General features: G+C 70.5%; 19 protein-coding genes. 13 read left to right on the top strand and 6 right to left on the bottom strand.

The annotated features are described in order from the left end of the window. Positions 1 to 51 precede the first annotated feature (51 nt). Together OIB37_RS36050 and OIB37_RS36055 are read right to left on the bottom strand one after the other, a co-directional pair. On the bottom strand, positions 52 to 2,718 hold the full coding sequence (locus OIB37_RS36050) for a DEAD/DEAH box helicase (RefSeq protein ID WP_330455439.1): 2,667 nt from the start codon (positions 2,716 to 2,718) through the stop codon (positions 52 to 54). After that, the gene (locus tag OIB37_RS36055) at positions 2,715 to 3,047 is read right to left on the bottom strand and encodes a hypothetical protein (protein ID WP_330455438.1); all 333 of its coding nucleotides are present in this window, start codon (positions 3,045 to 3,047) and stop codon (positions 2,715 to 2,717) included. Before OIB37_RS36055 ends, OIB37_RS36050 begins: the two co-directional genes overlap by 4 nt. Positions 3,048 to 3,668: 621 nt before the next feature. On the opposite strand from OIB37_RS36055, the gene OIB37_RS36060 reads away from it, so the two are divergent. The 8 genes from OIB37_RS36060 (at position 3,669) to OIB37_RS36095 (ending at position 13,307) form a co-directional block, all read left to right on the top strand. Then, positions 3,669 to 5,258 carry a transposase gene (locus tag OIB37_RS36060; RefSeq protein WP_443058246.1) on the top strand — a complete coding sequence of 530 codons (1,590 nt, stop codon included), beginning with the start codon at positions 3,669 to 3,671 and terminating at the stop codon, positions 5,256 to 5,258. Beyond that, positions 5,255 to 6,043 carry an ATP-binding protein gene (locus OIB37_RS36065; RefSeq protein WP_330455436.1) on the top strand — a complete coding sequence of 263 codons (789 nt, stop codon included), beginning with the start codon at positions 5,255 to 5,257 and terminating at the stop codon, positions 6,041 to 6,043. Before OIB37_RS36060 ends, OIB37_RS36065 begins: the two co-directional genes overlap by 4 nt. Then, a complete protein-coding gene (locus OIB37_RS36070; RefSeq protein WP_330455435.1) occupies positions 6,043 to 6,906 on the top strand; it encodes an ATP-binding protein in 864 nt (287 codons plus the stop codon). The genes OIB37_RS36065 and OIB37_RS36070 overlap by 1 nt, the downstream gene beginning before the upstream one ends. Further along, positions 6,906 to 8,567: a hypothetical protein gene (locus OIB37_RS36075; RefSeq protein WP_330455434.1), complete on the top strand. Its 1,662-nt coding sequence runs from the start codon at positions 6,906 to 6,908 to the stop codon at positions 8,565 to 8,567. The genes OIB37_RS36070 and OIB37_RS36075 overlap by 1 nt, the downstream gene beginning before the upstream one ends. After that, the gene (locus OIB37_RS36080; protein WP_330455433.1) at positions 8,564 to 9,724 is read left to right on the top strand and encodes a hypothetical protein; all 1,161 of its coding nucleotides are present in this window, start codon (positions 8,564 to 8,566) and stop codon (positions 9,722 to 9,724) included. The genes OIB37_RS36075 and OIB37_RS36080 overlap by 4 nt, the downstream gene beginning before the upstream one ends. Positions 9,725 to 9,769: 45 nt before the next feature. Then, entirely contained in the window at positions 9,770 to 10,342 is a 573-nt protein-coding gene (locus tag OIB37_RS36085) for a transcriptional regulator (RefSeq protein WP_330455432.1), read from the top strand. A gap of 363 nt (positions 10,343 to 10,705) precedes the next feature. Beyond that, the gene (locus OIB37_RS36090) at positions 10,706 to 12,853 is read left to right on the top strand and encodes a hypothetical protein (protein ID WP_330455431.1); all 2,148 of its coding nucleotides are present in this window, start codon (positions 10,706 to 10,708) and stop codon (positions 12,851 to 12,853) included. 76 nt (positions 12,854 to 12,929) lie between these two features. Beyond that, entirely contained in the window at positions 12,930 to 13,307 is a 378-nt protein-coding gene (locus OIB37_RS36095; protein ID WP_330455430.1) for a hypothetical protein, read from the top strand. 26 nt (positions 13,308 to 13,333) lie between these two features. Here the strand turns inward: OIB37_RS36095 and tpg are convergent, their stop codons facing one another. Beyond that, positions 13,334 to 13,891 (bottom strand): telomere-protecting terminal protein Tpg, encoded by a 558-nt coding sequence (gene tpg / locus OIB37_RS36100; RefSeq protein WP_330455429.1) that lies wholly within the window; start codon positions 13,889 to 13,891, stop codon positions 13,334 to 13,336. Positions 13,892 to 13,906: 15 nt separating this feature from the next. Continuing rightward, a complete protein-coding gene (gene tap, locus OIB37_RS36105; protein WP_330455428.1) occupies positions 13,907 to 16,192 on the bottom strand; it encodes a telomere-associated protein Tap in 2,286 nt (761 codons plus the stop codon). A gap of 185 nt (positions 16,193 to 16,377) precedes the next feature. Here tap and OIB37_RS36110 point away from each other — a divergent pair, with 185 nt between their 5' ends. After that, positions 16,378 to 18,819, top strand: a complete 2,442-nt coding sequence (locus tag OIB37_RS36110; RefSeq protein WP_330455427.1) for a DEAD/DEAH box helicase — start codon at positions 16,378 to 16,380, stop codon at positions 18,817 to 18,819. Between the two features lie 276 nt (positions 18,820 to 19,095). Further along, positions 19,096 to 20,412, top strand: a complete 1,317-nt coding sequence (locus tag OIB37_RS36115) for a competence protein CoiA (RefSeq protein ID WP_330455426.1) — start codon at positions 19,096 to 19,098, stop codon at positions 20,410 to 20,412. Positions 20,413 to 20,884: 472 nt separating this feature from the next. On the opposite strand, the gene OIB37_RS36120 is transcribed toward OIB37_RS36115, so the two are convergent. Next, positions 20,885 to 21,475 (bottom strand): hypothetical protein, encoded by a 591-nt coding sequence (locus tag OIB37_RS36120; RefSeq protein ID WP_330455425.1) that lies wholly within the window; start codon positions 21,473 to 21,475, stop codon positions 20,885 to 20,887. Between the two features lie 209 nt (positions 21,476 to 21,684). Here OIB37_RS36120 and OIB37_RS36125 point away from each other — a divergent pair, with 209 nt between their 5' ends. Further along, positions 21,685 to 21,876: a hypothetical protein gene (locus tag OIB37_RS36125; RefSeq protein ID WP_330455424.1), complete on the top strand. Its 192-nt coding sequence runs from the start codon at positions 21,685 to 21,687 to the stop codon at positions 21,874 to 21,876. Between the two features lie 114 nt (positions 21,877 to 21,990). Then, the gene (locus tag OIB37_RS36130) at positions 21,991 to 23,376 is read left to right on the top strand and encodes a hypothetical protein (protein ID WP_330455423.1); all 1,386 of its coding nucleotides are present in this window, start codon (positions 21,991 to 21,993) and stop codon (positions 23,374 to 23,376) included. A 66-nt stretch (positions 23,377 to 23,442) separates the two neighbouring features. Here OIB37_RS36130 and OIB37_RS36135 read toward each other — a convergent pair whose 3' ends face one another. Beyond that, on the bottom strand, positions 23,443 to 24,252 hold the full coding sequence (locus OIB37_RS36135) for a TIGR02391 family protein (protein WP_330455422.1): 810 nt from the start codon (positions 24,250 to 24,252) through the stop codon (positions 23,443 to 23,445). A 268-nt stretch (positions 24,253 to 24,520) separates the two neighbouring features. Here OIB37_RS36135 and OIB37_RS36140 point away from each other — a divergent pair, with 268 nt between their 5' ends. Beyond that, positions 24,521 to 25,897, top strand: coding sequence for a helix-turn-helix transcriptional regulator (locus tag OIB37_RS36140; RefSeq protein WP_330455421.1), 1,377 nt, complete (start codon positions 24,521 to 24,523; stop codon positions 25,895 to 25,897). The last annotated feature ends 64 nt before the right edge of the window (positions 25,898 to 25,961 follow it).

Here is a 25,961-nt window from a genome sequence, read left to right on the forward strand (position 1 = left end):
TCGTCGCCTGGTGGACTTGTACGCGCCTGGGTGGCTGATGCTCCACGGCTGTCAGGCCCACTCCACGCCTAGCTCCCGCAAGGCGTCGAGCTGCTGCGCTGTGAGTTTGTCGCGTCGTTGTTTGGTGTTGCTGTACCAGATGCCGAGCTTGGCCTCCGTCCCGTCGGGCAAGGTCACCACCGCCTTTCGGGGTACAGGCCGGTGGGTGCCTTCCTGTTCGACCCACTGGGTGAGGGCCGCCAGGCCCCTCTGGAATGCCTGCTGTGTCTTGCTCCCGGCCTGCCCCGGGCCCTTCGTCGCGCCCTCAGCGGCTGGTGCCGCAGCCGGTGCCTCGTCCGGTGTCACGCCCAGCCGGGGCAGCCGTTCCTGCTGCTCTTTGGAGAGCTCCGCCCAGTTGCGGCGTTGTCGTTGGAGCCATCGTCCGAGGTCGTCGTTGTCGTGGAGGACGCCGGGTGCGATGTCGGGGAGCCGGCCGCCTGGTTCGTCGGCGGCGAGGTCGGTGAGGACGCGGTGGTGGCGCTGCCAGTCCAGCGGCCAGGGGCAGTTCCAGTCCGCATCGATCGCGGTCAGCTGCCCTGCGCGCTCCGCCGCCCGATCTGAGTCCTTGCCGAGGCCGTGGGGGCGGCGGAGGTTGGCGATCAGTTGTCCGATGGCGACGGGCCGGCCGTCGGGGTCGTCCCAGACGGCGTCCTGGCGGGGTGCGAGGTGGCCGGTGGCGCGCCGGTAGGACCGGAGGGTGGCGAGTTTGTTCTCCCAGGCTTGGTTGCCGGGTTCCCACACCATCCCGGCGTCGGGGGCGTCGAGCAGCTCGACGCGGTGGGGGTCGAGCTCGCCACTGCGTAGCGCTTTGCGCTGCTGGTGCACCCACCTCCCCAGCGGGAACGCCTTGGTCACCCCCACCCGCGTCTCCACGTCATACGGGACGGCGTACAGCCCGGTGATGTTGTTCTGGGCTCGCCAGCGCAGGAGGGCTTGGTAGCCCTCGAGCCAGACCAGTGACTGGGGCCGGTAGACGCGGGTGCGCAGGAACGCGGCGATGGTGGCCGGATCTCGGGGGCTGGAGAACTGCAGCAGCTCCGACTCCGCCACGCCGCTCCCCGGCTCCCGCCCCTCCCGCTCACCGGCGCCGGTACCGGTACCGGTACTGGCAATGATGCGTCCGTCATCGTCCCGCCGAACATGGACTTTGCGCGTTCCTCGGGTGAGGGCGCGGTTGGCGAGTTGTTCGGTGAGGTGTTCGGAGTGGGAGCGCAGGCCTTGAAGGACGGCGACGAGGGGGGCGTAGGAGGCGCTGGCGATCATGTCGGTGGGGTCTTCGCCGGGCTGGAGGAAGACGGGCACGATGATCCGCGCGGTCTTCGTGGTGCCGTCGAGGTTGGGCCGCAGCGCCCGGCCGATGTTCTGCACGATCTCGACCTGGGAGCTACGGGTGTCGGCGAAGCAGACGGCCTCCACACCCCGCTCGCCCCGGATGTCGACGCCTTCGCCGAGGACGCGGCAGCTGGCGAGGAACGCCCGGTGCACCCGCCGCCCCGCGGCGTCGATCCCGTTCGCGAACTGGCGCAGGACCTCGCGGCGTTCGGTGACGAGGTGGTCCCCGCACAGCCATGCCGACCACACCCGGTCCGCGGGAACGTGCCGCCCGGCCTCCTCGACATCCCCCGGCACGGCGCCGAGAGGGGACCGCGGCCGGTCGGCGGCCTCGCCGAGGGCGTAGGCGGTGACCTCGTCCGCATACAGGTCCGCAGCGGTCCGGGGCAGGTTGACGGCGAAGGCCTCGGCTTCCTCGACCCGGCTGTGGAAGGTCATCATCGTCTTGATGTTGCGGGCACTGGCGTGCTCCAGCAGCGCGGCCTGCAGCAGCGCGAGCCGCCGGCCACGCCGCGCCTCGTCGGACAGGCCGACAAAGCAGTCGGGGTCCTCGATCTCCAGGACGTCGATCTCGAACCCGGCGAGGACCCCCCGCTCGACCGCCTCGGCGAGAGCGAACTCGGTCAGCCACGGCCCGAACGTAGGGGAGTCCTGGCCCATCGAACAGAGCTCCAGCTCACGCCCGTCCTTCCCCCGCTGCGGCCGGGGCGAGGCCAGGATCCGCGGGGTAGCGGTGAGGTAGAGCCGGAAGTCCGCGGGGATCCGCTGGTTGTCGTGGATCGCCGCCCACGGCCGACCAAGATCACCGGTAGTGCCATGAGCCTCATCGACGACCGCGAGATCGAACGGGGCCATCCGCTGCCCGTACAGCCGCTCCCCGCCCGCCAGAGCGGCTTCCAGCGGCCCCCGCACACGCCCCTGGCCCTCCGGGGCGTCGAAGTCATCACGGTCCACCAGGGAGGCGTACGTGGCGAACACGACCACCGGCCCCGACCCCGCCCACAACGCGAGCTGAATCGGGTTCGTCGTCGTCCGCACACCCAGCCCGTCCAGCACCGGGTCGCTCTCCAGCGAGCACACCGCCACCATCGCAGCGCGGTGACCCACCGCCCGCCACGCCTCCGCGGTCTGCACGAGCAGATCCAGGGTCGGCACGGTCACGAGGACCCGGCCGGCAGGGAAGCACTCCAACGCGCACGCAGCCGCCATGATCGTCTTCCCCGACCCGGTCGCCGACACAATCGTTCCCCGCGCCCCCTGCGCCGGCACCGAAGATCTTGCAGGAAATCCCACCCAATTCTGAAAAGCCGACTTCTGCCGTACCTGGTGTTCTCGGAGCTGAATCAAAAGAGCTCTCCAAACTCGGGAAAGACTTGCTCGACGGAGGCGATACGGCACCCGGTGCGCCGGTAGAGGCCGCCGTTCTTACCGTGCACGGCCCAGGCCCGCCCGGCCGCCTCTTCGGCCGGCGCAACCATCAGATGAACGACGGGACCCGGCACGCCCGGGCGGGAGCGGCCGGCAACAGTCCGGGCACCGATCCAGCAGACGGGATGCCGCGAGACCTTCACAGCCGCGACACCCGACCGCTCGACCTCGGCCACGTCCGCCATCAGCCGCTGCAACCACTGCTCTTCACAGCGGACAGCACGCGAGTCGAGCGAACGCGCGTACATAGCCACCTGCTCCCTGTCCATGACAGCGGCGATCCGCTCCCACTGAACGCACGCAGCTCCGCGATGAACAGCTCACTCAAGTGATGCGGTTCCGCAGGACCCACCCGTGCGCGCCCGGCGCGTTCCTGAGCCCGGCGTACCTGCGCGGCCACCTGGCGCCGATCGAGTCCGGCGGCTCTCACGATCCCTCCGCGCCGGGCAAGCTCATGCGGAAGATACTTGCGAATCTGAATGAGAATGTCATTGGTCTGCGGTGGGTGTCATGGGATGGCTGTGCGCGTCTGGCCTGGGGTGATGTGGAGTTGGTGTCATCGGGGTGACGCGTTGCTGGTGACGCGGGATTGGGTTTCCGCTGGTCGGTGTGGTGCAGATTCCTGAGCGGTGGGGGAGTGTACTGCTCGGTGTGCCTCACGTTTACCGGAGTCGAATAGTTGTCCCGGATTGGGTGAACTGCCGGACTGTGTACGGTGGTTGGCGGGGAACGGGCCTGGTGTGCGCCGCGTGTGCGGTGTCGGTGCCAGGGGGTGCTCTATGGCCGATATGGGCGGGCTCGAGGTCACCGGTGCGGTGGGGGAGCCGGCCTTCGTGGTGGGGGAGCGGCTGCTCGGGCGTGAGCAGGCGGTGTCGCGCCTGCTGGCGTTGGACAGGCGCGGGGAGCTGACGACGGAGCATGCGGAACTGGTCGCCTCCGCGGTGGGGGTGTCGCTGCGGACGGTGTGGCGGTGGGTCGAGGCCGGTCGTCAGGGGCGTACAGGGCCTGTTCAGCGGGAGCGTTTCCGGATCACGGACGAGTTGCATGCGCGGCTCGCGGCGTGCTGTGGGAACGCGGCCGAGGTGTACCGGGATCTGGTGGCCGAGGCTGAGCGGGCGCGCGTGGAGGGCAAGGATGTGCCGGCGGTGCCGTCGCTGGCGACGTTGCACCGGGCGATCCGCCTGGACCTCAATCCGGGGCAGCGCGCGGCCCTTTCGGGCGGGGAGCGTGCCCGGCGGCGTCATGATGTGCATCTGCGGCGTCCGCGCCAGTGGCGTAATGCCTGCTGGGAGGCGGATCACAAGCATGTGCCGGTCGAGGTTTTGCTGGATGGCGAGTTGGTGTTCCCGTGGGTGACGTGGTTCATCGACTGCGCCACGGGCGCGATCCCAGGCGCGGCCATCACCCCGCACCAGCCCTCGCGCGACGCGATCCTCGCGGCGCTGCGGATCGCACTGTCCCGCGATGACGATCCGGCGGGTCCGTACGGGCCGATCGGCGGCCTGCCCTCGCTGGTGCGGATCGACCGCGGCGCCGACTTCCTCTCGCGCACGGTCACCGAGGCGCTGGGGCACTTCGCGGTGCCGGTGCAGCCGCTGCCGCCCTACCGGCCGGACTTGAAAGGGACGATCGAGAACCTGAACCGGTGTGCCGAGCGGATGCGTTTTGCTTCCCTGCCCCGCTACACCCACGCCCCTTCCACGCGGCTGCGCCCCGGGGCCCGCAGCCAGCACATCGATGAAGCCCAGCCGCTGCCGTTCGCCGAGTTCGTTCGGCTGCTGCTGGAGTGGGTCACCTGGTGGAACACCGAGCACACCTCCCAGGCCCTTCAGGGGCGCACGCCGCTTGAGGCGTGGCGGGCGGACCCCACCCCAATCGAGGACGTGGACCGCGAACTGCTGCGCCGCTACACGCTCGCCGACGACGGCCGCCTGCGCACCCTGACCGCGAGCGGGGTGCGCTGGGCGGGCCGGTACTACGTAGGGGAATGGATGCACGGCGGCGCGGAGGTGGGCACGAAGGTCCGCATCCGCTTCATCCCGCACCACGACCACGAGATCGAGGTGTTCGACGCCTCCAGTAACCGGTATCTGGGGCCGGCGCACCCTTCGGATGAGGCCACACCCGCCCAGCGCAGGGCGCACCGGCGGAGCAAGGACGCCGAGAAGCGGCGCCTGGCCAGGGCCCTGGCGGCTGCTTCGGAGCACACCAACAACCGGTATGCGGCCGTTACCGAGGCCGAAGTGCCCAAGCAACTGGGCACGTTGAGTGCGGCCGAGGCCGAGCGCCAACTCGCCCGAGCGCACCTGAACGACGCGGCCGAGCTCGCGCTGCCCGATCTCATCCCGCCTGCGGCGCCGCCCGAGGACTGGGCCACCCCGGCCTCGCTGCGCGCGCAGTGCCGGCCCACCACACCGGCCGACCAGGCGCGTCCGTCGGACGAGGAGACGGACCGGTGACGGGCCAGTTGCCTCCGGGCGAGGGGGACCACTACCTGCACCGGAGCCTGCCAGGCGCGCAGGTGGTGGCCACCAAGCCGCTGCTGACCGCGCGGGAGAACATCGCGGACACAGTCGCAGCGCGGGCCATGATGTGCGTCTACGGGGCGGCGGGCTGCGGCAAGACCCTCGCGGTCAACCGCGGCCTGCGCCAGCTGGAACCGGGTGAGGAGGTGCGGCAGATCACGTTCCGCGACCGCACCACGGCCCGGGCAGTTCGCTACGAGATCTTCACCGCGCTCGGCCTGCAAGGGGATGCACCGGCGCATCCTTCCGAGTTCGACCGGCTCCTCAAGGACGCGCTGGCCACGAAGCCGCGCACGCTGGTGGTGGACGAGGCGCAGTGGCTCAACTCCGAGGCGTTCGAGTACTTCCGCTACCTTTGGGACGACTATGCCACCGAGCTCGCGCTCATCTTCGTCGGCGGTCCCGGCTGCTACTCGGTGCTGCGCAGGGAGCCGATGCTCTCCTCCCGCGTCTTCATCTGGCAGGGCTTCAAACCGCTGACCCGCGGGGAGGTACTCGAGACGATCCCGCTGTTCCACCCGGTGTGGAAGAACGCGTCGAGCGAGGACATCCTGTTCGCCGACGAACACGCCGCGCACGGCAACTTCCGCAACTGGGCCTGGCTGACCGCCCAGGTGCTGCGCGGCCTGAAACGCCTGGGCCGCGACAAGGTGGACCGCGACGTCGTGCGGTGGACCTTCAGCCACCTGGGCAGCAGCGGCTCTGTAGGTAAGGACTGATGAGCCCCGCCGCCCGCACTCCGGCCGCCCGGGCCTCATCGTCCGGTCGTCGCCGGCGTGCCCTGGCTCGCACTCCGCCTCGCCGCCCAGCTCCCGCCGTACCCCGGCACTACCTGTTGCTCAAGGGTGCCGAAACCGTACCGCTGCCGTGGTTCGCGGACCTGGCACGCGGCCTGGAGCAGATCGTGAGTCAGCGGGCGATCATGTGCCTGTCCGGGAACGCCGGCGTCGGCAAGACCTTCGCCCTCGACACCGTGCTCGCCGCACGGCCCCGGCCCGCCCGCCGCGCGCGCCTGGTCCGCCTGGTGCCCCGTCCCGCTCCCACTCCGCTGTCCCTGCGCTCGGACCTCGCCGACGCCCTGAACCTCGAGGCACGTTTGAAGGATCCGGGGGCCTTCGACGCGGCGCTGCGCGAGGTACTGGCCGCCCGCGACCATCTGCTCGTGGTGGACGAATCCCAGCGCCTGGACGGAACCTGCTTCGAGTACCTGCGCTACCTCTTCGACGATCCCCATGCCCGCCTGGCGATCGTCCTGGTGGTCGGCGAGCGCGGCCAGGCGGTGCTGCGCCGCCAGAAGATGCTCGCCTCGCGTACCGGCGTGTCGCTGCAGGTCCCCCTGCTCACCCCCGCCGACGTCGCCGAAGTGATCCCTCGGTTCCACCCGCTGTGGCGCGAAGCCGACCGCGACGCCCTTTCGCGGCTGGATGCCCGCTGGTGCCACGGAAATTTCCGCCGCTGGGCGCAGGCCACCCACCACGCCCTGCGCCTGCTGCAGCACGCCTCCGCGCACCGGGAACTCGCCCCCCACCCGCTGCTGGAAGACGTCCTGGATGCCACCCTGCAGCCGCACGAGGACCTGTGATGAGTACCTGCACTGCTGAACGGGTCGGTCTGGTGACGCTGGTCTGCGACTGCGACGACAACGCCACCTGGCCGCGCTCCGTCCTGGCTGCCTCGCACCCGGCTACCGGCCACATCGCGGTGGACACCGTTCCCGGCAGCTCGGCCCGGATGGCCCGGGACATCCTGCGCGCCCTGGATGTGACCGGTCACCGGGCCACGGCCTCACCCAAGTTGGCCACCGAGCCCGCATGGCGGGCCGTCACCTGCTGGATGGACATCCTCGAGATCCGCCAACTGACGGTCCTGCGTGCGCACCTGCTCACTCCGCCCCGTGTCCGGCGTCTCGCCCGCCTGCGGGAGGGGACCGGAATCTCCCTGTTCCTGTTGGCCCACTGCGCCACCGAACATGCTGCCCAGCGACTGCACGCCCTCCTGAAGAGCAACGGCCTGGCCCCCGACCCGCCGTCCCTCGCACCGATGCTCACCCGCCCTGCCCTGCCGCTGCTTCCTGCACCTGTCCCGCGCCCTGCTGCTCCGCCGCCGGACCGCTTCGCCCAGCTGCCCGCGCTGACCGAGTTGTCGGAATGCTCTTTCACTCGTTTCCGCGCCGAGGCCCACCGCCGCTTGGAGGCGGACGGCTTCGCCTGCGTCGACGCGCAGTACCTCGCCGGCCTGTACGCGGCCCGTACCCACTGCGCCCGCAGCCCCCAGCCCATGACGCAGCAGGATCTGGAGTTCTTCCTCGCCCGCCTCACCGCCACCAGCCCCAGCCGGGCGCACACCCTGGCCCGGCTACGCGGAGCCCAGGTCGGCTTCCTCACCCGCGGTCTGCTCCTCCACGTGCCCGGGGACCTGGACCGTGCGTCAGGGCCGGGGCTGACCACCTGCCCCGTCACCCCCTACGTCCTGCACCAGGTCAGCCGGGGCATCGCCCATCCGGTCCAACTCGCGGCGATCCTAGCCCTGTTGTTCACCGGCACCCATCCTGACGCCTTGCGCGCCACCCCGCTCTCGGGTCTCGATGCGCGCTGCACACACCTGACCGTCCCCGACGTGTGGCACCCTGGGCACGGCTCGCCTAGTGAGCCGCCCGGCGTCTGCTACACGATCCCGCCCCGCGCCCGCCCGGTCTTCGCCGCTGCCAGCGCTTTTCGCCGCATGGGCGGTGCCCGCGACCACTTTCCGTTGTTCGAGCTCTCCTTCGGCCACCTCCTCGAGGCTCTCGCCCAGGACGCGGCACTGCCCATGCCCGCGCTCACCCACCCGCACTACGGGCCCGACTGGCACCACCGCGCCCACTGCCACCAGCTCACCGACGGCTCACCCCCGTCCGGGCACCGTCCGCCGCCGCACCGTACACTGCCGCCCCGGCTGCCCGGACCGCCCCCAAACCCCCACACGTTGAGCCCGAGCGAGCGTGCCACGCTGCTCGCCCACGCCGACGACACCGCGCCGGACGACCTCACCTTGGGACAAGCAGCCCTCCTGGCCGCAGCCATCAGCGGACATCTGACCACCACCCCAGGCTGTGCCCCGCTGAGCGCGTCGGCCCTGGCCGAGCTCACCGAGCGCCGTCTGCTGGATGCCCGCTCCACGGCGCCCATCCCCGTCCTCCACCCGGATCTGCGCTTCGCCCTCGCCCTGTCCACCCGATGCGCCCGCGCCCGGAGCTCCGCATGAGCAGAAAGGTCATCTATCCGGCCGCGCCGCCGGTCACCGTGCTCTTGGACCTCGCCGACAACGCGGCCATCCTGCGCGCCGCGCTGGCCGCGCACGCCCCGTCCGCCGGCCGTATCACCGTCCACCCCACGCCCGCCGCGTCCGACACCACGCTCGCCCTCGACATCCTCGCCGCCCTCGGCAAACCGACCGAACTGCCCGGCACCGGGGGCTCCATAGGCCCGCCCGCCTGGATCCTCGCCGCAGACTGGATTCTCTCCCTGCCCGACGTCCGGCTCACCGTGCTGCGCGCCCACCTCCTGGACGAGGCAAGCTGGTCCCACCTGCTCACCCTGCGCATGCGCACCGGCATGCACCTGGTCGCCGTCTGCCACACCCGGCGCCCGCCCGCCGTCATGCGCACCGCGCTGCGCCCCCTCAAGCACCACACGGTCTCCACCGACCACGGCCTGGGCGATCTGCTGGCCCCGGCCCCCACCGCCCCTGCACCACCGAGCCGCGCGGCCGAGGGCCGCTGGATCACCGTGCCCGCCCTGGCCTACCTCGCCTCCCACCACACCTTCCCCCGCTGCTCATGCACCCCGCCCCCGGCCCCCCACCCCTACGTACCCGAACGCGCCTACAGCATCGACCAGATCGCCCACCGCCTGGCCACCCGCACCGCCTATCCCCAGCTCGCCGGGGCCCTGGCCACCGCCGTCTTCACCGGCGCCCCCATCGCCCAGCTCCACACCATCCGTACCGGCCACCTCGACTCCGACGCCGCCACCCTCACCCTCCACGACCCCCGCCGCACCCGCCGCCCGGGCTTCACCGCCGACTGCGGCATCTACACCGTCCCCACCTGGGCAAGGCCCTTCCTGCTGGCCGCGGCGAACCTGGTCCACCTGTCCCCACGCGGCGACGACCGTCTCTTCACCACCGGCACGCCGCGGGCCCTGCCGTACCTGACCGACTTTGCCGAGCACTGCCGCCTGCGCCCGCCACAGCCCGCCCCGCCCTGGCCGCGCCCCCGCACCAGGCGCAAGAAGCGGGCCGGCGCGCCCGAAGTCCAGTGGTACGACGGCATCAGCTCATCCCGCTTCGAATACATCAGCTACGAGGAGTGGCTGCACACAGCCGCGTCCGCACCGCCGCCGCGGAGGCGCGCGCCGTAGGCTGACCGACGTCACGGTCATCACAGGGAGGGGGCGGAAGGCCAAGTGCCCCAGAAAAACCTCGAGTTCGGCAAGTATGGAGCCCAAGGAATCAAGGGCAGCGACGCCGTGGCCCGCCGCCTGGACTACCTCATCGACTTCATCGCCACCCCCGTCACCGCCAAGCGCGGCCTGCTCGCCCGCCTGAACTACCTGACCAGGTCCACCCGCACCCTCCACACCGCCCACCAGCTCGGACTGACCGTCACCGACCGCACCCTGAACGCATGGCTGGCCGGCACGCAGCGCCCCACGAAGGCCAACCTGGACCGCATCGAGGCTGTCTACCGCAGGGTGCGCCGCCACCATGTGGCCCGCCACCTCCTGGTGCGCCTCAACGCCGGCGGCGGCACCCGCGTGGAGATCCACCCCCTCAACCAGTCCCGGGTTGCCCGGCCGCACCAGCGCGTCGTCCCCTACCGGAAGCTGAACGTGCGCCGCTGGGACGCCATCGTCACCGCCTGGGCCAACAACGACCCCCGCGCCCTCGAGGAGGCCTGGACCACCGACGTCCTGCCCGAGCTCGGCTCTCAGTGGGGCCAGTACGAATACGTCTCCAACATCGGCTTCTCCGCCTGAGGTTTCCGGATCCGCCCGCCACCGCCACGCCGCGTCCACCCACTCATTGGAGTGATGTTCTCCCCGGCGCGACCCCGCAGGGGTAGAGTCCGCCATCAGGCGATAGTCCGCTGATGAGAGCGCGGTGCCGCGTGCGAGGACTCCTGAACTCCCGTACGGGCTGACCCGGTTCGGCAGTGATTACATCCCCACATGGTGGTGTGATCAGCTGAATCGACTTAACACCGAAGGATCGTCGGCGCGCTCCAACCGTCGAGACGGGCAACCCGCTCCTCCCCGCGGATGGAAACGCTGGCCACCGGGCCTGCACGTTGATCGCACGGCTTGTTCACGTACCGCGTGAACCCGGTGATGGGCATCCTCATGACCTTCCCCGCTGTCTCGAGCGACTCCGAGACGCTGTTCTCTCTGCCGAACCAGAACGCCACCGTGGGCACACCGGACACGCACCCTGCGCCCAGTGCTGGAGAGGACTCCGAATCCCAGGTCCCTGACAGCCATTTGAAGCTGCTCGCGGACCGCATCAAGCCTCTGAGTCTGAAGCAGTACCGCTCCATTGCGGAGACCGCCCGAGCCCAGGGCCTGCCCGAGGTGGTGGCGCGCGCGCTGCCCTGGGTGCTCGCCGACCCGCAGGAAGGCCTGCGCCAACTCCGCAACCCCGACACCGAACTCATCGGGAACGTTGTCGCCCGAGTCCTCATCCTCAACACCCTCAACGCCCCCGTTCTCAAGGCGCTGGAGAACCTGCGCGGCAGCGAACTACGGTTTGCCGGTGAGTTCCTGCTCCCTCCCTACACCGTGGTGTCCGACCAGACGGCGCTGCGCTTCGACGCCACCCGCTATGCCGATGCCGCTGAGGCACTGGACGAGATGCTCACCCAGATGAGCGCCATGGACGACCACGTCGAGAAGGTCAACCCCTACCTCGACGACATCGCCGAGCGAGGCGTACGCACCGGCGGGATCCTCTTCCCCCTGGTTGTCGACCTGCCCGGGGCGCCGACCTTCGGAGCGTTCGAGACCGCAGACTGCTACGGGCGCGTGCACGCCGCACAGAAGGCCGCCACCATCACCCTCAAGCACGTCCTCGACCGAGCCCAGGTCGTGCCGCGGGACGAGGAGTCGTTCAAGAAGCACCCCTGGAAGACACACCGCAACAAACTCCTGGCGATCTGCGGCAAGGTCCGCTCCGGGGCACCGCTGTCCGACGCCGAGCGCCGCAACCTGACCGTGGCGACCATGCCCCGCACCACTATCGTCCTCGCCGGGGACACCACCGCCCCCCTGGACGAAGTACGCCGCCGGGTGGTGTCCCAGGCCCACCTCGAGCCCGCCACACCGTTCTCCGCCACCACCACAGCCCAGGTACGCGCCGAGGCCGTACTGGCCGAGCAAGAACAGCGTGGCGCACTGCCCCAGGCCCCGCCGTTGAACCCGGCCCAGGTGCGATCCGCCCTCAACGACCCGGCCACCGCCGCCGCACAGGGACTGCTACACCTGGACGAGATCGCCGTATTGGCGACGGCCGCGTTCCTGCCCAAGCAGGGGACGAGCGCCGACCGCGTGATCGCCAAAGCGCTCGCGACCCGCGGCCACGTCGGGAACTCCAAGTTCGTGCGGCAAGGACTGGCCGCCGAAGTTGCCCTGCGCCACGTCCCTGCTGCCGCCAACAAACCCGCCCGCCGCTCGGCTTTCGACCGCGCCCTGCGCTGGCCGCAGCTGCGCGGCCGCACACTGGACCGCCGGGAAGTCTCCGAGCTCCTCCACCAGGCCCTCACTCAGGAGCTTCCCGACTACCAGGCCGCCCGCGACATCGGGGAAAAGCCTCTCGTCGGCGACGCCTCCGCTCAACTGGCGATCATGGGTTCCTTCTGGCTCGTGACTTCCGGATCCGCTCCCATCCTCAACCGCACCGCCTTCGGCACGCGAAGCCACGATGACGACCAGGACGAAGAGACCGGTGAAAGCACCAATACCACCCCGGACGAGAGCAAGACGTCCAAGGGTGACTACCGCGAACCCAACCTGATCGTGATCGAACTCGCCACCACCGAACACGGGTTGAAGCAGCTCGCCCAGGCAATCTACGACGGGCGGGCCGGACGGCAGGTACGCCACCTCGATACGGAAACACTCGACGACCCCACCGACCGCCCCGTCCCCAACGCACCGGTGCTCAACGCCTCCGCGCTGCGCCGGCTCACCCTGCCGGTGGGCGGCGAGGGGGTGTCGGTCCCGGACACCACCGCCAAGGCACGCCTGGCGCGGCTGGGCGTCAAGCTCAACACTCAGGTCCTGCAGGTCCAGAGCCTCGTCGAGCAGATGGCCAGCACCGCCGACAACGACGACCGGCCCTGGGTGCGGCGCCATGGCTGGTCCGACCCACACGAATGCCTGCCCAAACTGGAGGAGATCAGCCGACAGGCGGGCGGCTGGAAGCAACTCCACGACGCTCTCAGCGAGCGACTCACCGAGGACCTCGATGAGCACACCGAGCCGCTGGAGGGCTGAGAACATGGCACCCGCTCCCTCGGCACCTGCCGGAACCCGCCTCACCCCGGCATTGTTCGCCCACGCAGTCGACCTTGTGCCAAGCCCACCGACCGGCAGCCCCATCAGCCGCGAACTCGTCTTCGAGCGCACCGCTGACGTGGTCACCGCTGCCGCGTGGGCGACCATCACCACGGCCGTGTACGTGATCTGTGATCCCCGCAGGATCGTTCGCTATGTGGGCAGCATCGCCGGGCGAACTCTCGCCGGGCGCATCCGTGAACACGTTGCCGCCCGGCACGGTGCCCGGCAATGGACCCAGATCACTGTCATCCCACTCCACCCCACAACTCGATTGACCCTCGTACGCCAATCTGAAGGACTCGTCGGGCGCGCGCTGGACCCCCTCGACAATGAACTCCTGCCTGCCGCCCCAGGCATGCCCCGATGGGTTCCCCCGCACCGCCGCACCTGAGCACTGGAGACCTACTGCCTGACCGCCTACAGCTCAAACTGCAGGTCGACGATGTCCTTGAGTTCCACTTCGAGGCCGTGGGCACGGCGGCCGCCGTCGCGGAAGTACACCTCACCCAACGCCTCGGCAGCGAGTTCGCGGAGGTCGTCCTCGTCGACGCCTGCTTCCTGGGCTTGAAGGAGGCGGGCGGCGTGCCGGGGCGGCAGGGCCAGGGTGAGGTGACGCACGCGGGCCTGGTCGGTGCTGCCGACGGCGGCGGTGTAGCCGAACCGGGCCTGGACATCGATCATGATGCCGCTCGTGGTGGCCGCGGCCTCCTTCGCCTTCGCCCTGATCTGCGGCTGCCAGCGCACGCGGACCTCACGCTCCAGCCGGTCGGCGAGCTCCGGCCGGGGCCTTTTGATCTGGTTCTTCACATACCGCTCCACCGTGCGCTGGCTGATGCCGAGCAGCTCGGCCACCGGCATCGTCCGGCCGCCGTGCTTCTTGAGGAGGTAACGCATCTGCGCCCCGGCGGACTTGGGGATGGGCTGCGTGAACGCGCCCTGCACCGCCCTGTCGAGTTCTTCCCCGACCGTGACCATCGCCTGTAACGCTCCCTATTCTCCAGTGTCCTTGGCGGTGACCTCGCCGGTCTTGATGTAGCGGGCGAGGTTGGCGACATGGCCGTCGGCGCCGAGCTGCTCGAGCACGTCCGCCCCCCACAGCACGCTCTGGGTGCCCTCGTGCTTGACCATTCCGGGCGAGACCCCCAGCCGGAACGAGCCCGGCACGGTCTTGCCGTCGGCGCCATAGGGCAGGACGTCCAGCGGGCTGGGGCCGTCGGCGGCGTACACGGCGCAGTCCGAGAGGACCGCGACCGGGTAACGGCCGGTGGCCGCGGCCAGGTTGAGTATCTTGCGGTGCATGTTGATGCGGGCCCGGGAGATGACGGTGGCGCGGATGTCCGGACGCCACGTCGGGCGGGCGAGAGCGGGCCAGGCCTGTCCCGGCTTCCAGCCGCCGCCGCGCGCCTTCTCCTGCAGCTTGCCGATGCCGCCCTTGACGGTCATCTTGACCGCGTCCACGACGATTCCCAGCTCCGGATCACGGCTCTTGTAGCCGTCCATAGCCCTCAGGAACTCGGCCGGGGGCAGCTTCTCGCCCACGCCGAGGTCCGCCATGGTGTCGACATAGGCGTTGCGCAGGCGCTTGTACCAGCCGTCCAGGAACCGGCCACTCTCCTGGCGCACCCACGCCTCGAGCGGGGCGACGTCGTAGCCGAGTTCGACGGCGTAGGCGACCGTGGGGGTGGTGTACCAGGCCGGGCCCTCGGGGCGTTCGCCAGTCGGCGTGAACGGGCTGGGCAGCAGGTCGCCGTCGAGCTCATGCCACTGCTTTCCGACCTTCACGTGACTGAGGTCGACGTGGGACAGGTCGACCAGCCAGGAGCCCGGCACCGCCGCGTCGAAGGCGGGGTTGGTGACGTGCACGGGCGGGGAAGCGAGGCCGATGACGGCGCCGTTCGCGGCAGCGCCGAAGGCCAGGTTCACGTCGATGCCGACCAGGTAGCGCTGCATGCACTCGGCATCGGTCAGGTCCCGCGCCCAGTCGTAGGCCTCCTCGAACAGCCGCTCGCCAGGGCCGCGCACGTGGAAGCGGGGCAGGTCGGCCAGGACGGGGTGCCCGTCGGTCGCCTCGCACGGCGCCGGGTCGACCGGCTCGGTGCCCAGCGAGCCGGGCCGGTGTTCGGAGTGGCGGCGGCCGTCGGCGTCCGGCTCGCTCGCACGGGTCGGCGGGTTGAGCGCGGTCATCAGCTGCAGCCCCGTCACAGCGGTGGAGCCGACCGGGGTCATCACCCGCTGCGCGTACGCGCCCAGCAGCCGGGCGAGCTCCGCGGGCTCCAGCTGCGCGGCATGGCCCCACGCGCGGGCATCGAGGGCACGCCACGAAGGGATGCACAGCTGTACGCACCTTCGGCGGCCCCCCTGGGCGGGGCGGTAGATCCGCGCCCAGGGCCCCAGCCCCCGCTTGGTCAGCTTCCACTCGGCGCGCTGAAGCTGCTTGATGGCCTTGTGCCCCTCCGGGAGCCGTCCGGCAAGCCGCTCCTCGTGCGACAGTGCGGCGGGCAGGCCGTAGCGCTCGCACGCCGCCTCGGTGAGCACCAGCAGCGGGTCGGCGTCCTTCCCCGAACCATGCAGCCTCTCCGCCCCGAGCTGCGCCTCGGTGAGCGTCCACTCCACCAGCGCGGGCAGGGACTTGGCGGGCACGTCCAGGATCAGACCGCCGATGCCGTAGCCGGTCACCTTCCGGTCGGCGTCCGCGTCGAGGACGAGCAGCGGGCCGTGCGCGTACACGCCGCCGGGCGCGGGCGCGTTCGCCGGGGCGGTCTTCGCCGCCCCCGGACGGCGCGAGGTCTGCGATTCCCGCTCGGCGCGCGGGCGCGGCGCGGTGGCCGGTGCCCGGACCGCCGCCGGGGGAGCGGAGGCAGACTCCCCGGCGGTCTCGGCCCCGGCCGTGGCATCCGGTGCGCCGCTCGCCGACACCGTCGGCGGGTTCACCAGGGGCCTCGGCGGCGTTGGCGCCGTGGCGGGGGCTGCGGGCGCCGGGGCGGTGAACGTCCGCGGCACCGCGGTGTCTTCCTGCTCGGCACCGGCGTTCTCAGAGGCGGGGTAGAGCGTGGCGAGCTGCTCCAGCAGGCGTGCGTACGCCTCCCGCTCCGGCGGCCGCGGCTCGGTCCGGCCCGACTCCCACGCGCCGACGGTCGCCCGCCGCACCTGCAGCGCGGCGGCCACCTCGTCCAGGGTGAGCGCGTGAGCCTGGCGCAGCCGCCTGCGCTCCGCCGGCGGCGGCAGCGGGGAGCGGGACGCGACCAGCGCGTCCACGGCATCGAACAACTCGGACATGGGACACCTCCGTCCCCATCCTATCCATGAAGCGTACCTATCGCGTACCAGCCACGTACTTTCCACGTGCGATGGGCGTACGGGTGGTAGTGTCCGGGAAAGCCCTCGCCCATGGGGCTCGCCGCCCTTGTCCCGACCCGGCCCCGTCCAAGGTCCCGTCCGCTTCAGGATCAGGAAGAGCTGTCATGACTGTGGTGGAACTGCCGCGCCCCGGCCGCCCCGAGCGGTCCCGGCTCTTTACCGACCAGGCGGACGCGGTGAACCGGCTCGTGCGGCACCTGCGCCGCCCCGGGACGAGGGGACTGTTCGTATCGGCGACGGGGACCGGGAAGACGCTGGTGTCCATCCGCGTCGCGAACCAACTCGGCGCGCGGCTAGTGCTGTTCGTGGTGCCCACCCTTGACCTGGCGGCGCAGACCGCCCTGGCCTGGCGCGGTGACGGCCACGGCGAGCACATGGTGATCGTGTCATCGATGGATGTGGCCGGCCGTGAGGATCTGGTGGCCGCCCGCGTCATGTCGACCACCGACCCGCACGCGCTGGGCGGGCTGATGTCGGTGGTGGGGGAGGCAGAGGATCAGATCCCGGCTCTGACGCTGATCTGCACCTACGACTCCCTGAACAAGATTGAGGAAACCCAGAAGACGGGGTACGCAGTTCCGCCGTTCGACCTGGCGATCATGGACGAGGCGCACCGGATCGCCGGCCGGGCCGACAAGAAGTGGGCGATCGTCAACGCCGCCCAGCGCATCCACGCCGACCGCCGCCTCTACATGACCGCCACGCCCCGCATCTTCGCCGCCCCGGAGCTGGCGGAGTCCGCCGACCTCACCCGCCCGCGCCGAGGGCGCCCGCAGGGCGAGGAGGTGGACGCGTTCGCCAACTCCATGGACAACGAACAGATGTACGGCAAGAAGGTCGTTGAATATCCCCTCGCGAGGGCTGTGGCGGATGGCCGGGCGGCGGACTACCGCATCGTGGTGCCCACCCTCACCGACACCGACCTGCGCCGCCGCCTGAACATGCCCGCCCCCGGCACCACGACCACCGGCAGCACTGCGGCCCGGGAGCAGAAGGACGACAGTGCGCTGCGCACCACCGCCCTGCACTTGGCCGTCCTGCGCGCCATGACCGAGCACGGCCTGAAGAAGGTCCTGGTCTACTTCAACCTCGTCTCCGACGCCCGCCGCTTCACCCGCGAACTGCCCCACACCCTGCGCCTGCTGGCCAAGACCGACCCCGGCCTCGTCCCCGGCATCGACCCGCAGCTGTTCTTCGCCCACGGCGAACACACCCCCGCCCAGCGCGCCGACATCTTCGCCGCCTTCGCCGCCGCCGACACCGCGATCCTCGCCAACTCCCGCCTGATCGCTGAAGGCGTCGACATCCCCAGCGTCGACGCCGTCGTCTTCGCCGACCCCACCCGCAGCGTCATCCGCTGCGTGCAGGCCCTCGGCCGCGCCCTGCGTCTGGACGTCTCCGGCAAGACCGCCAGCCTGGTCGTCCCCGTCTACATCCCGCCCGGCGCCGACAGCGAGAACATCCTCGGCACCGCGTACGAGCCGGTGTGGGCGATCGCCTGCGCGCTGGCCAGCCACGACCACCGCATCCTCGAACGCCTCCCCGACAAGGCCAACCGCCTGCCGAAGGAGACCAGCGACGTCATCGCCCGTCGCTGGCACTTCGACTTCACCGTCCACCCCGAACGCATCGCCCAGGCGATGGACCTGGTCTCCTTCGACCCCCGCGACCCAGCCGTCTCCCGCTCCCGCCGCCTCGGCCTCGCCGCCGCCCGCTCCTACCGCGACCAGTACGGCCACCTCGACATCCCCGCCGACTACACCGACCCCACCGGCTACACCCTCGGCACCTTCATCACCACCATGCGCGACGCCGCGAAAGCCGGCCGCCTCGAAGCCGACTGGATCGCCGAACTCGACGCGCTGGGCATGATCTGGGACAAGCACGACGCCGCCTGGCGCTCCCGCCTCGCCGCAGCCGCCGACTACCACCGCGCCCACGGCCACCTCGCCGCCCCCGCCACCACCCCCGTCGGAGCCTGGCTCGCCGAACAACGCCACCTCGCCGCCAGGAACGACCTCGACACCGCGCGCGCCGAGGCCCTCACCGCCCTCGCCGCCGACTGGCGTCTGCCGCACGGAGCGGACTGGCACCGCAAATACCACCTGCTGCGCGCCCACCTCGCCACCGGCGCCGACCCCGCCGCCCTGACCCGCGACACCCAGATCGGCGGCGTGAAGATCGGCTCCTGGCTGGGGCGCCAGCTCACCACCTGGTCGGCCCTTGCCGACGGCCAGCAGCAGCTGATGACCGCGCTCGGCCTCACTCCCGAGGCGAACCCGCTGGCTCCCGCCAGCCGTACCCGCCGAACGTTCGAGGAGACCGTCCAGCTGCTGGAGCTTTTCCTGCACCGCGAGGGCCGCATCCCTGCCGCCCGGGAGACGGTCCGCGTCGACGGCGACACCGTCAAGCTCGGCGCCTGGCTGGCCAAGGCCCGCCACCGGCACCGCGCCGACCAGCTCCCCGACCATCACGTACGCCTGGTCGCCGCCCTGTTCGAGGGGGACTGGACGGCCGAGGACGCCGTGCCGGCCGTTCTTGTGTAGGTCCTGCCCCGGCTGGTGCGGGCCGCAGGGAAAGCCCGAGACCCCGCTGAGACGAGTGCTTGCAGGCCATCGAGCCCGGTGCCCTCCTCGACTGCTCCGGGGGCATCGGATATCTGCAGTTCAGCGCGGTGTGTCAGCGGCGCGTGCTATCTGCTGTTGCGACGAATTCACCGCGCTGCGCGTCAGATTCCCGGGGGTCACGAGCCCGTGCCGTTCACCGCGCTGCACCCAGATGCCGGCCGACTGGATGCCACCCTGCCTGATCTCGGGTGCGCGATGAGCTGGGCCCAGGTCTACAAGGTGCGGCCCCGCGTCCCCCTGGCCTGCCCCGGATGCGGGTGGGCCGTGCATGCCAAGCACTCCCCGCAAGGGGTGCGGTTCTTCTGCCACGACCCGGGCCGCGACGGCACCTGCGAACTGGGCGGCGAATCGTGGGAACACCACATGCTCAAGCTCGAGCTGGCCTCGACGGTCCGCAGCGCCGGATGGCACGCCGCCCTCGAGGTGGCGGGAGGTGATGGCGCATGGCGCGCGGACGTGATGGCGTCCTCACCCGACGGCAGCAGGCGCATCGCCTGGGAGGCGCAGCTCTCACCGATCACCGACCGGGACATCCTGGCCCGCACCGCCCGCTATGCAGCCGAGGGCATCGGCGTGTGCTGGGTGTCCCCGGGCCCCCAGGCACCCCCGTGGATCGACGTGGTCCCGGCCGTACAGGTCAGCGCCCCCGACCAGCACGGGCAGCGTTGGAGGGTGGTCGACGGCCTGGGAGGATTCGACGCCGCCGCCGGGACATGGGCGTTCAAACCGCAGGACCTGGGGCGGTTCGTGAGATGGGTGCTGTCCGGCAGCGTCACCCCCGTCGCCAGCCTGCCGCACTACACGTCCGTACAACGCGGCTCCGGCCTCGGCCGCTACGTGCAGCGTCGCCTGTGGTGGACCTCCGCCCAGTCCGAGCGCGCGCAGAACGAGCACGACCGCAGACGCCAGGAGCAGGCCGAACGGGCCGACAGAGCCCGTCGGGAGGCCGCGGACCGCCGCGCCGCACGCCAGCAGCAAGAGCTCCAGCGCAGGCAGCAACTCCAGCGGCGCCGCAAGAGTCAGCCTGTGCCGGATCCCGAAGACGAAGAGACCCGCCGCGCCCAGGCACAGGAGCAGCGGCGCTTGGAGCAGGCATGGCGGCGGCAGCGTGAGCAGGAGGCCGCGAAGCGGGAGGAGCTGGCCGGTCGGGCGGTGGAGGTGGCACGGGCGTGGTGGCAGGACGTGAACCCACGGCAGCGTGCCGAGCTCTTCGCCGCGGTCGCCGAGCGGGCCTGGCACGACGAAGAGGTACGGGTGGAGATCCCCGAGAGGCCGCAGGTGTCCGAGAGCTTCGCATACGGCATCCCGCTCTTCACGACGGGGCGGCTGCGCGCCCTGTACGGGATCGTGCGTCCCTGCCCCGAACTGGTCTGTCTGTCACCGCAGCTGGAGTTCCAGCACATTGTGGTGCGTGATGAGCAGGAAGCCCGTCAGCTGGCCGGGGTGATGTCGCCGCGAGCCCGGATCACGAACCTCTGCCTCTCCAGCGACGCCACGGGTAGGCCCGGGTAGACAGCCTGCGATGCCCGGTCCGGCGCAGCTGGGCAGCCGGGCAGGCATACGACCGTCATCCCCGCGGCCGGCGCAGGATTCCTGTGACGACAGCAGGCCGAGCACGGCGTGTTCAGCGTGGTGGCTGCACCACCGTTCGGCGGCGGCAGTCGGTGAACGTGCCGATGCCCCGGTCTGTGCGAGAGGTGCAGAGTCTCGACCTGTACTGCGGCCGGTCGCCGGAGCCGGCCCGGGTGCCCGCCGGGCTTGGGGGCCCGCCGGGCGGTGCGGACCCTCCTGGTCTGAGCAGGCGCCGTCCGCCGCTGGGGGCGGCGCCGGTAGCCGCGCCGATCCCGCCGCCGGCAGGACGAGTGATGTCAAGGCTGTTGTGCCGGGTCGACGGTGACGAGTGCCTGCTGCGCGGGTGTTTGCTGGGCTGTAGGACGAACACCCCGGCTACAGGGGCGCATGGCGGCCGTCGTGACTATGCGGCTCAGACGCGGGAGCGCAGGTAGCCGGGCAGGTGCTTGTCGCAGCAGGCCCACTTTGCGCCGGACTTGTCGGTGACGGCGTACTTGGGCGTCTCGGTGCAGGGCTTGGCCTTGCTGCCTCCCCAGGTGCAGCAGTTCTTGCTGGCGTGACCGGAGATGACGTCGGGGTCGTGGCGCTGGACATCGACGGCGGGCGGGCGCTTGCCGGTTAGTTCCGCTACGGCCATGACTTCCTCGGCGCCGAAGGCGCGGCTGACGCCGGAGGGGCTGAGGCCGGCGGCCGCGCCGAGGGATTCCAGCGTGTGCGGGCGGGGCTGGTGGAAGATCCGACCGTAGGCCAGGAGCAGTCGGATCTTCTCGTCGGCGTCTCGCTTGATCTCGACGAGGTCTTCGAGAGCGACCAGGAGCGCGTCGTGTTGCGGGCCGTGCTCCTGTGCCGCCTTGACCGTCTTCCTATACCAGGCGTTCCACGCGAGGTGCCTGGCCTTCAACGTGTCGAGTTCCTCTTGTTGCGGGTCAGCCGGCCGCGGCCAGCGGATGGCGGAGATGTCCTCGTAGCGAGCTTTGAACATCTCCGGCGTCTCATCAGTCATGCCGCGAAGCGTGCACGAAATTTTGACTGACTACAAGCAAACTTGAGTGAAGGCAAGTTCTCGTGATTGCATGGGCGTTCACCGAAGTGCACCCTCGCCCTCGGCCTCAGCGGCCCTGTGGCGTGGCGCTCGCGTCCCACCGGCGCGCCTGGACCGGGGGCGTCAAAACGGTTACCTCGCACAGCCCTTGCGTTCTACCGTTGCTGGGCATGAGCACGCAGGCCTTCCAGGGCGCCTATCTTCTGCCGCTGTTCCACGCGATTGAGCAGGCCCGTGGTGAGCACGCCTACCGGCAGTTGCCTGCACCCGCACCGGCCAGCAGCCTGGCTGCCGACGACGCCCCGCTGGGCCTGTACTCCGCCGCGCACCTGATCCAGAACCGGCCTGTCTCCGACCCGTGAGCTGTCCCAAGGGCCACCTGCCCCGCCGCCCGATCCGCTCGCGCCTCACCGCCCTAAGCTGTGCGCCGGGCAGTGGGGTGTCGCGGACGGTGAAGTGCGCTACTTTCGTGCCGCATGGAAGCCACCTCCCAGCTGCGTCAGGCCGTCCTTACCTGGCTCGAGCAGGCACGCGATCTGCCCTCCATACCCCAGGCCATCACCGATGTAGCACTGTCGACGCAGCCGGAGTTCGAAGCCGTGATCAACGCGGTCGTGAGCGCCGCGCCGAAATCCGAGCACCGCGACCTGTACGGCAAGGTCGACGGTGACTGGCTGCCCCGATGGTCCACGCTCCTGGCAGGATCGAGACTGGGTGATGCGACCCGTCTAGTGGCCCAGGGCGCGACGGTGCCGGTGGAAGACGTCGCGGACAGCTTCGTCGCCTTCTGCACGGCCCCCGCTCCGGCAGCGGAGGACTGGCTACTTCTCACCGGTGACCTCCCCGTGGGGACACGGATCCCGCTGGGCCGCTACACCCTGCAGACCTTCACCGCCGACGAACTGAGGCAGCTGGGCCCCATGCCGGCCCTCCAGGGCCTCCAGCCGTGCGGGCTCGACCTCGATCTCTTGGCCGGTGCGCCCTTCGTCCACGCCCCGAACCCCGAGCGCGCGCCGGACCGCAGGGACACGGGCTGGTTCGACTTCGCCGGTCCACGTCCGGAATCCCTGCACTGGAGGGCGTTGCTGCCATTGATCCTGTGGAGTGAGGAGCTGCTGCACGTCAACGCGGTGTTCGGCGTCGAGCGCGGCCGCTACTTCGACCTGAACCCAAATCAGGTGCCCACTACCATCCAGACCTACGAGGACCGCCACGGCAGCCTGGAAGAAGTCGAAGTCCGCGAGAGCGGCAGCTTCCACGTCGCTCCAGCCGCTCTCCCGCGGCTGCAGGCCTTCTGCTCCGCGGTGACAGCGAAGATCGACGCAGTCATGGACGGCATCACCAGCGGCCGGAGTCTTCCGAGGAAGCGCGCCCGCCGCTTGGAGCGAGCTGCCCGTCACCTGCTGCAGGCCTACCAGCGCACCTACAGGGATGACGGTGTGTGGGAGCAAGAAGCCGACGAGCGGCTTCTGGACTACGTCATCGCGCTGGAAGCCCTGATGGTCAGCCCCGGCGACAAGCACGAGGGCATCAGCGAGAGGATCCGGACGCGGACGGCGGCCCTGTTCCCCAGCCCTCTGCGCGAGGGCGTCGAGAGCAGAGTGCAGAAGGCGTACAGCGCGCGATCGAAGTACGTACACGGAGACCTGCTCGCTGACCAGAAGGAGGCCCAACTGCGCGAGCTCAGGCTGCTCGTCCGGCAGGTCGTCCTGCGCTGGCTCATCCTCACCCCCTACGACACTCAAGACCTCGCACCTCGTCTCGACGCTGCAGCCGACTGCACCAGCTGCGCACGTGCCATCAGCGAACCCCTGCTGGCCTTCTTTCAGGCATCACCGCCACAGGAGGACAACCGGGCCTGAGGCGGCACTGCCTCCGCTGCCACTGGCCGGCATCGCCCACAGGTGCGAGTTGCACTGATCAGGGCATCAGGGGGTGACGTGCGCGCTGTCGAGCCGTCGGTGCACCATCGACAGCGTGGTGAGCAGTTCCAGCAACTCCTCGTCGGTGACGGTGCGGTGAAGGCGTGGCTCGTGCGCGGCCGGGTTGCGGTACATGCTGAACAGGCCCTTGACCAGGTTCGCCAGCCCCTTCTGCTCATCCAGCTCGGGCCCCGTGGCGTTCGCGTTGATGGCTACCCGGACCGTTCCCTGGCCCGGCATGAGCACCGCGTCGACCAGGCGCGCCCCGTCCATGCCCTGGCCGGTGAGGGTCCGCAGCCGGTCGGCCACCGACTTGACCGCCTCCAGACTGGCGTGAAAGGGGTTCTTGGCCAGGATCTCCAGGGTGCAGTAGCGCAGCACCTCCGGATGCGTGGAGCGGCGGCGCAGCTCGGCCCGCAGGGAACTGGCGTGCCGTGCGGCCTCGCTCAACGTGGCAGCCGCCGGCCCTCTGGCAACCTGCCCCTGGTCGTTCACCCGCAGCCCGACATGGACGAGGACCTCGTTGAGGTCGTCCTGCCGGCGTGAGAACGTGTGCGGCTGCTGAACGTAGCGCACCGGGGACATCGCCACTTTGATGAACGCGATCACGCAGTTCGACGCACCCTGGCGTGCCTGCTGCGCCAGCAGCGCTCCGGCCAGCCGGTCCCGCTTGTTGCCGCCGTCGACGTCCGGCACCTTCACGACGGCCAGCAGTTGCCCGATCTCCCGTCCGGTCAAGCCGTGAGTGGTGTCGCCGAGCACACCTGCCACCGCCGTGACGACCGTTGCCGGCCAAGGCTCGTGACGTGTTGCCATATGCCGTCCCTTTCCCCTCGTCCCATGGCCAACCGGCCAGGATGACACGGGCGTGAAGGGCAGATCCCCGCTTTTTCTGTTCATGGCGGCGGTGTGTGCGGCGCAGCGGCTGCCGGCCGGAGTGCTGCCCTGGTGTGGCTATCACGCCAACTCGCCGCTGTGGAAACTGTCTCGAAATGGCTGTATCGATCCGCTTTCTAGTCGTGTACTACTGGGCATCAATAGCGTTGTAGTCATCTACAGCAGTGAAGTCGAGAAGGGGAACACGTTGGTCTACGACATTCGTCCGCTCGCCAACGGCCTGCGCACGGACCACCCGGTGCCCGGTCTGCCGTTCGTCGACGACTCACATCTGCCGCTCGACGACGGTCCCGACGCCATCGAGGCCGTCGGCCGCAACAAGGGCGAAGGCATGTGGGGCCGTTGCGACCCCTCCCGCGAGGGAGGATGGCTGGCCTTCACCACCGACCCGATCGCCCACCACCTGGGCTGGGCCGTGCGCTACCACCCCGACCACGGGCGCACCGTGCTCCTGCTGCGCGATGAGGACACCGCCAGCCTGCACACCTACTGGACAGGCGCACCGCTGCTGTTCCGGGCCGGCGGCTACTGGCGGGACGGCGAAGCCTGGTACCGGCCCGGCCAGATCTGGGACCCCGTCACCGAGGACTACGCCCGCCACAGGGCCCGCGCCACGGCCACCGTCCACGCCAACGACATGCTCGACGGCCACGCCCACCCTGACCGCGCACACGTGCACAAGGTCGCCACCTTCGACCCCGCCACCGCGGCGCCGAACGACTGGCTCGACGACCTGACCCGGTGGGCGCAGCACCACCAGAAGCAGAACGACCCCCTGCCGCTCGACCGGTGCGTCGTCGACCTGGCCAGTCCCGAACTTGCCGGGGACCGGCTGCTCGGCGTGCCCGAGATGGCAGCGCTCGGCGGCATCACGGCCTCCACCCTGCGGGGCTACATCTCCCGAGGCGAGAACGACGTCCCCCTGCCCCAGGCGACCGTCGGCGGCCGCGCCCAGTGGTCCCGCCCGGTCGCCGAAGACTGGGCCGAAGCCCGGCGCCGCTCCTCCGAGGGGCTAAAGGACGCCATGTCGGCCGGCGACCGGCACCATCTCGCCCCGGGAGCGGCCCAGATCCGCGACCGGTTCAGCGAAACCTTCTTCAGCTTCCTGTGGAAGCGGCCCGACATCCGCAAACGCTGGGCCCTGCGCCACCGCAACGAGCCGAGCGTGCGGGAGGTAGCCGACCAACTGGCCTTCGAAGTCGCCGACAGTCTCCGGCAGATCATCCCGACCGACGCCCTCGGACCGACCCTCCGCCACGCCATCCTGGAGGACTTCACCACCTCACTCCGCATCGCCGAACGCCGGGGTCGTGAGCTCACGGACTTCGACCTCATCCTGTCGCTGCCCCTGGCGAAGATGCTCAGCTGGTTCATCCAGCACTTCCCGACCTCGGCCCAGTGGTACCTCGGCGAGATCATGAGCGAGGCGGACAAGCAGCTCGGCATCCCCGCCCAGGTGACGGGCGAAGCAATGCGGCGATCCGCGACCACGAACGGGGAACTCGACGCGCAGGCCGCGAAGGAGTTCTTCTCCCGCCTCGTGCCGAGGGAACCGGAGAGCTGAGACCACCAGCGGACCCGGAGGGGGCGGGAGCCGCCGACAGTGGCTTCCGCCCCGAGCGGCTTGA

Origin of the sequence: Streptomyces sp. NBC_00820 (assembly GCF_036347055.1) — a bacterium.
Taxonomy (GTDB): domain Bacteria; phylum Actinomycetota; class Actinomycetes; order Streptomycetales; family Streptomycetaceae; genus Streptomyces.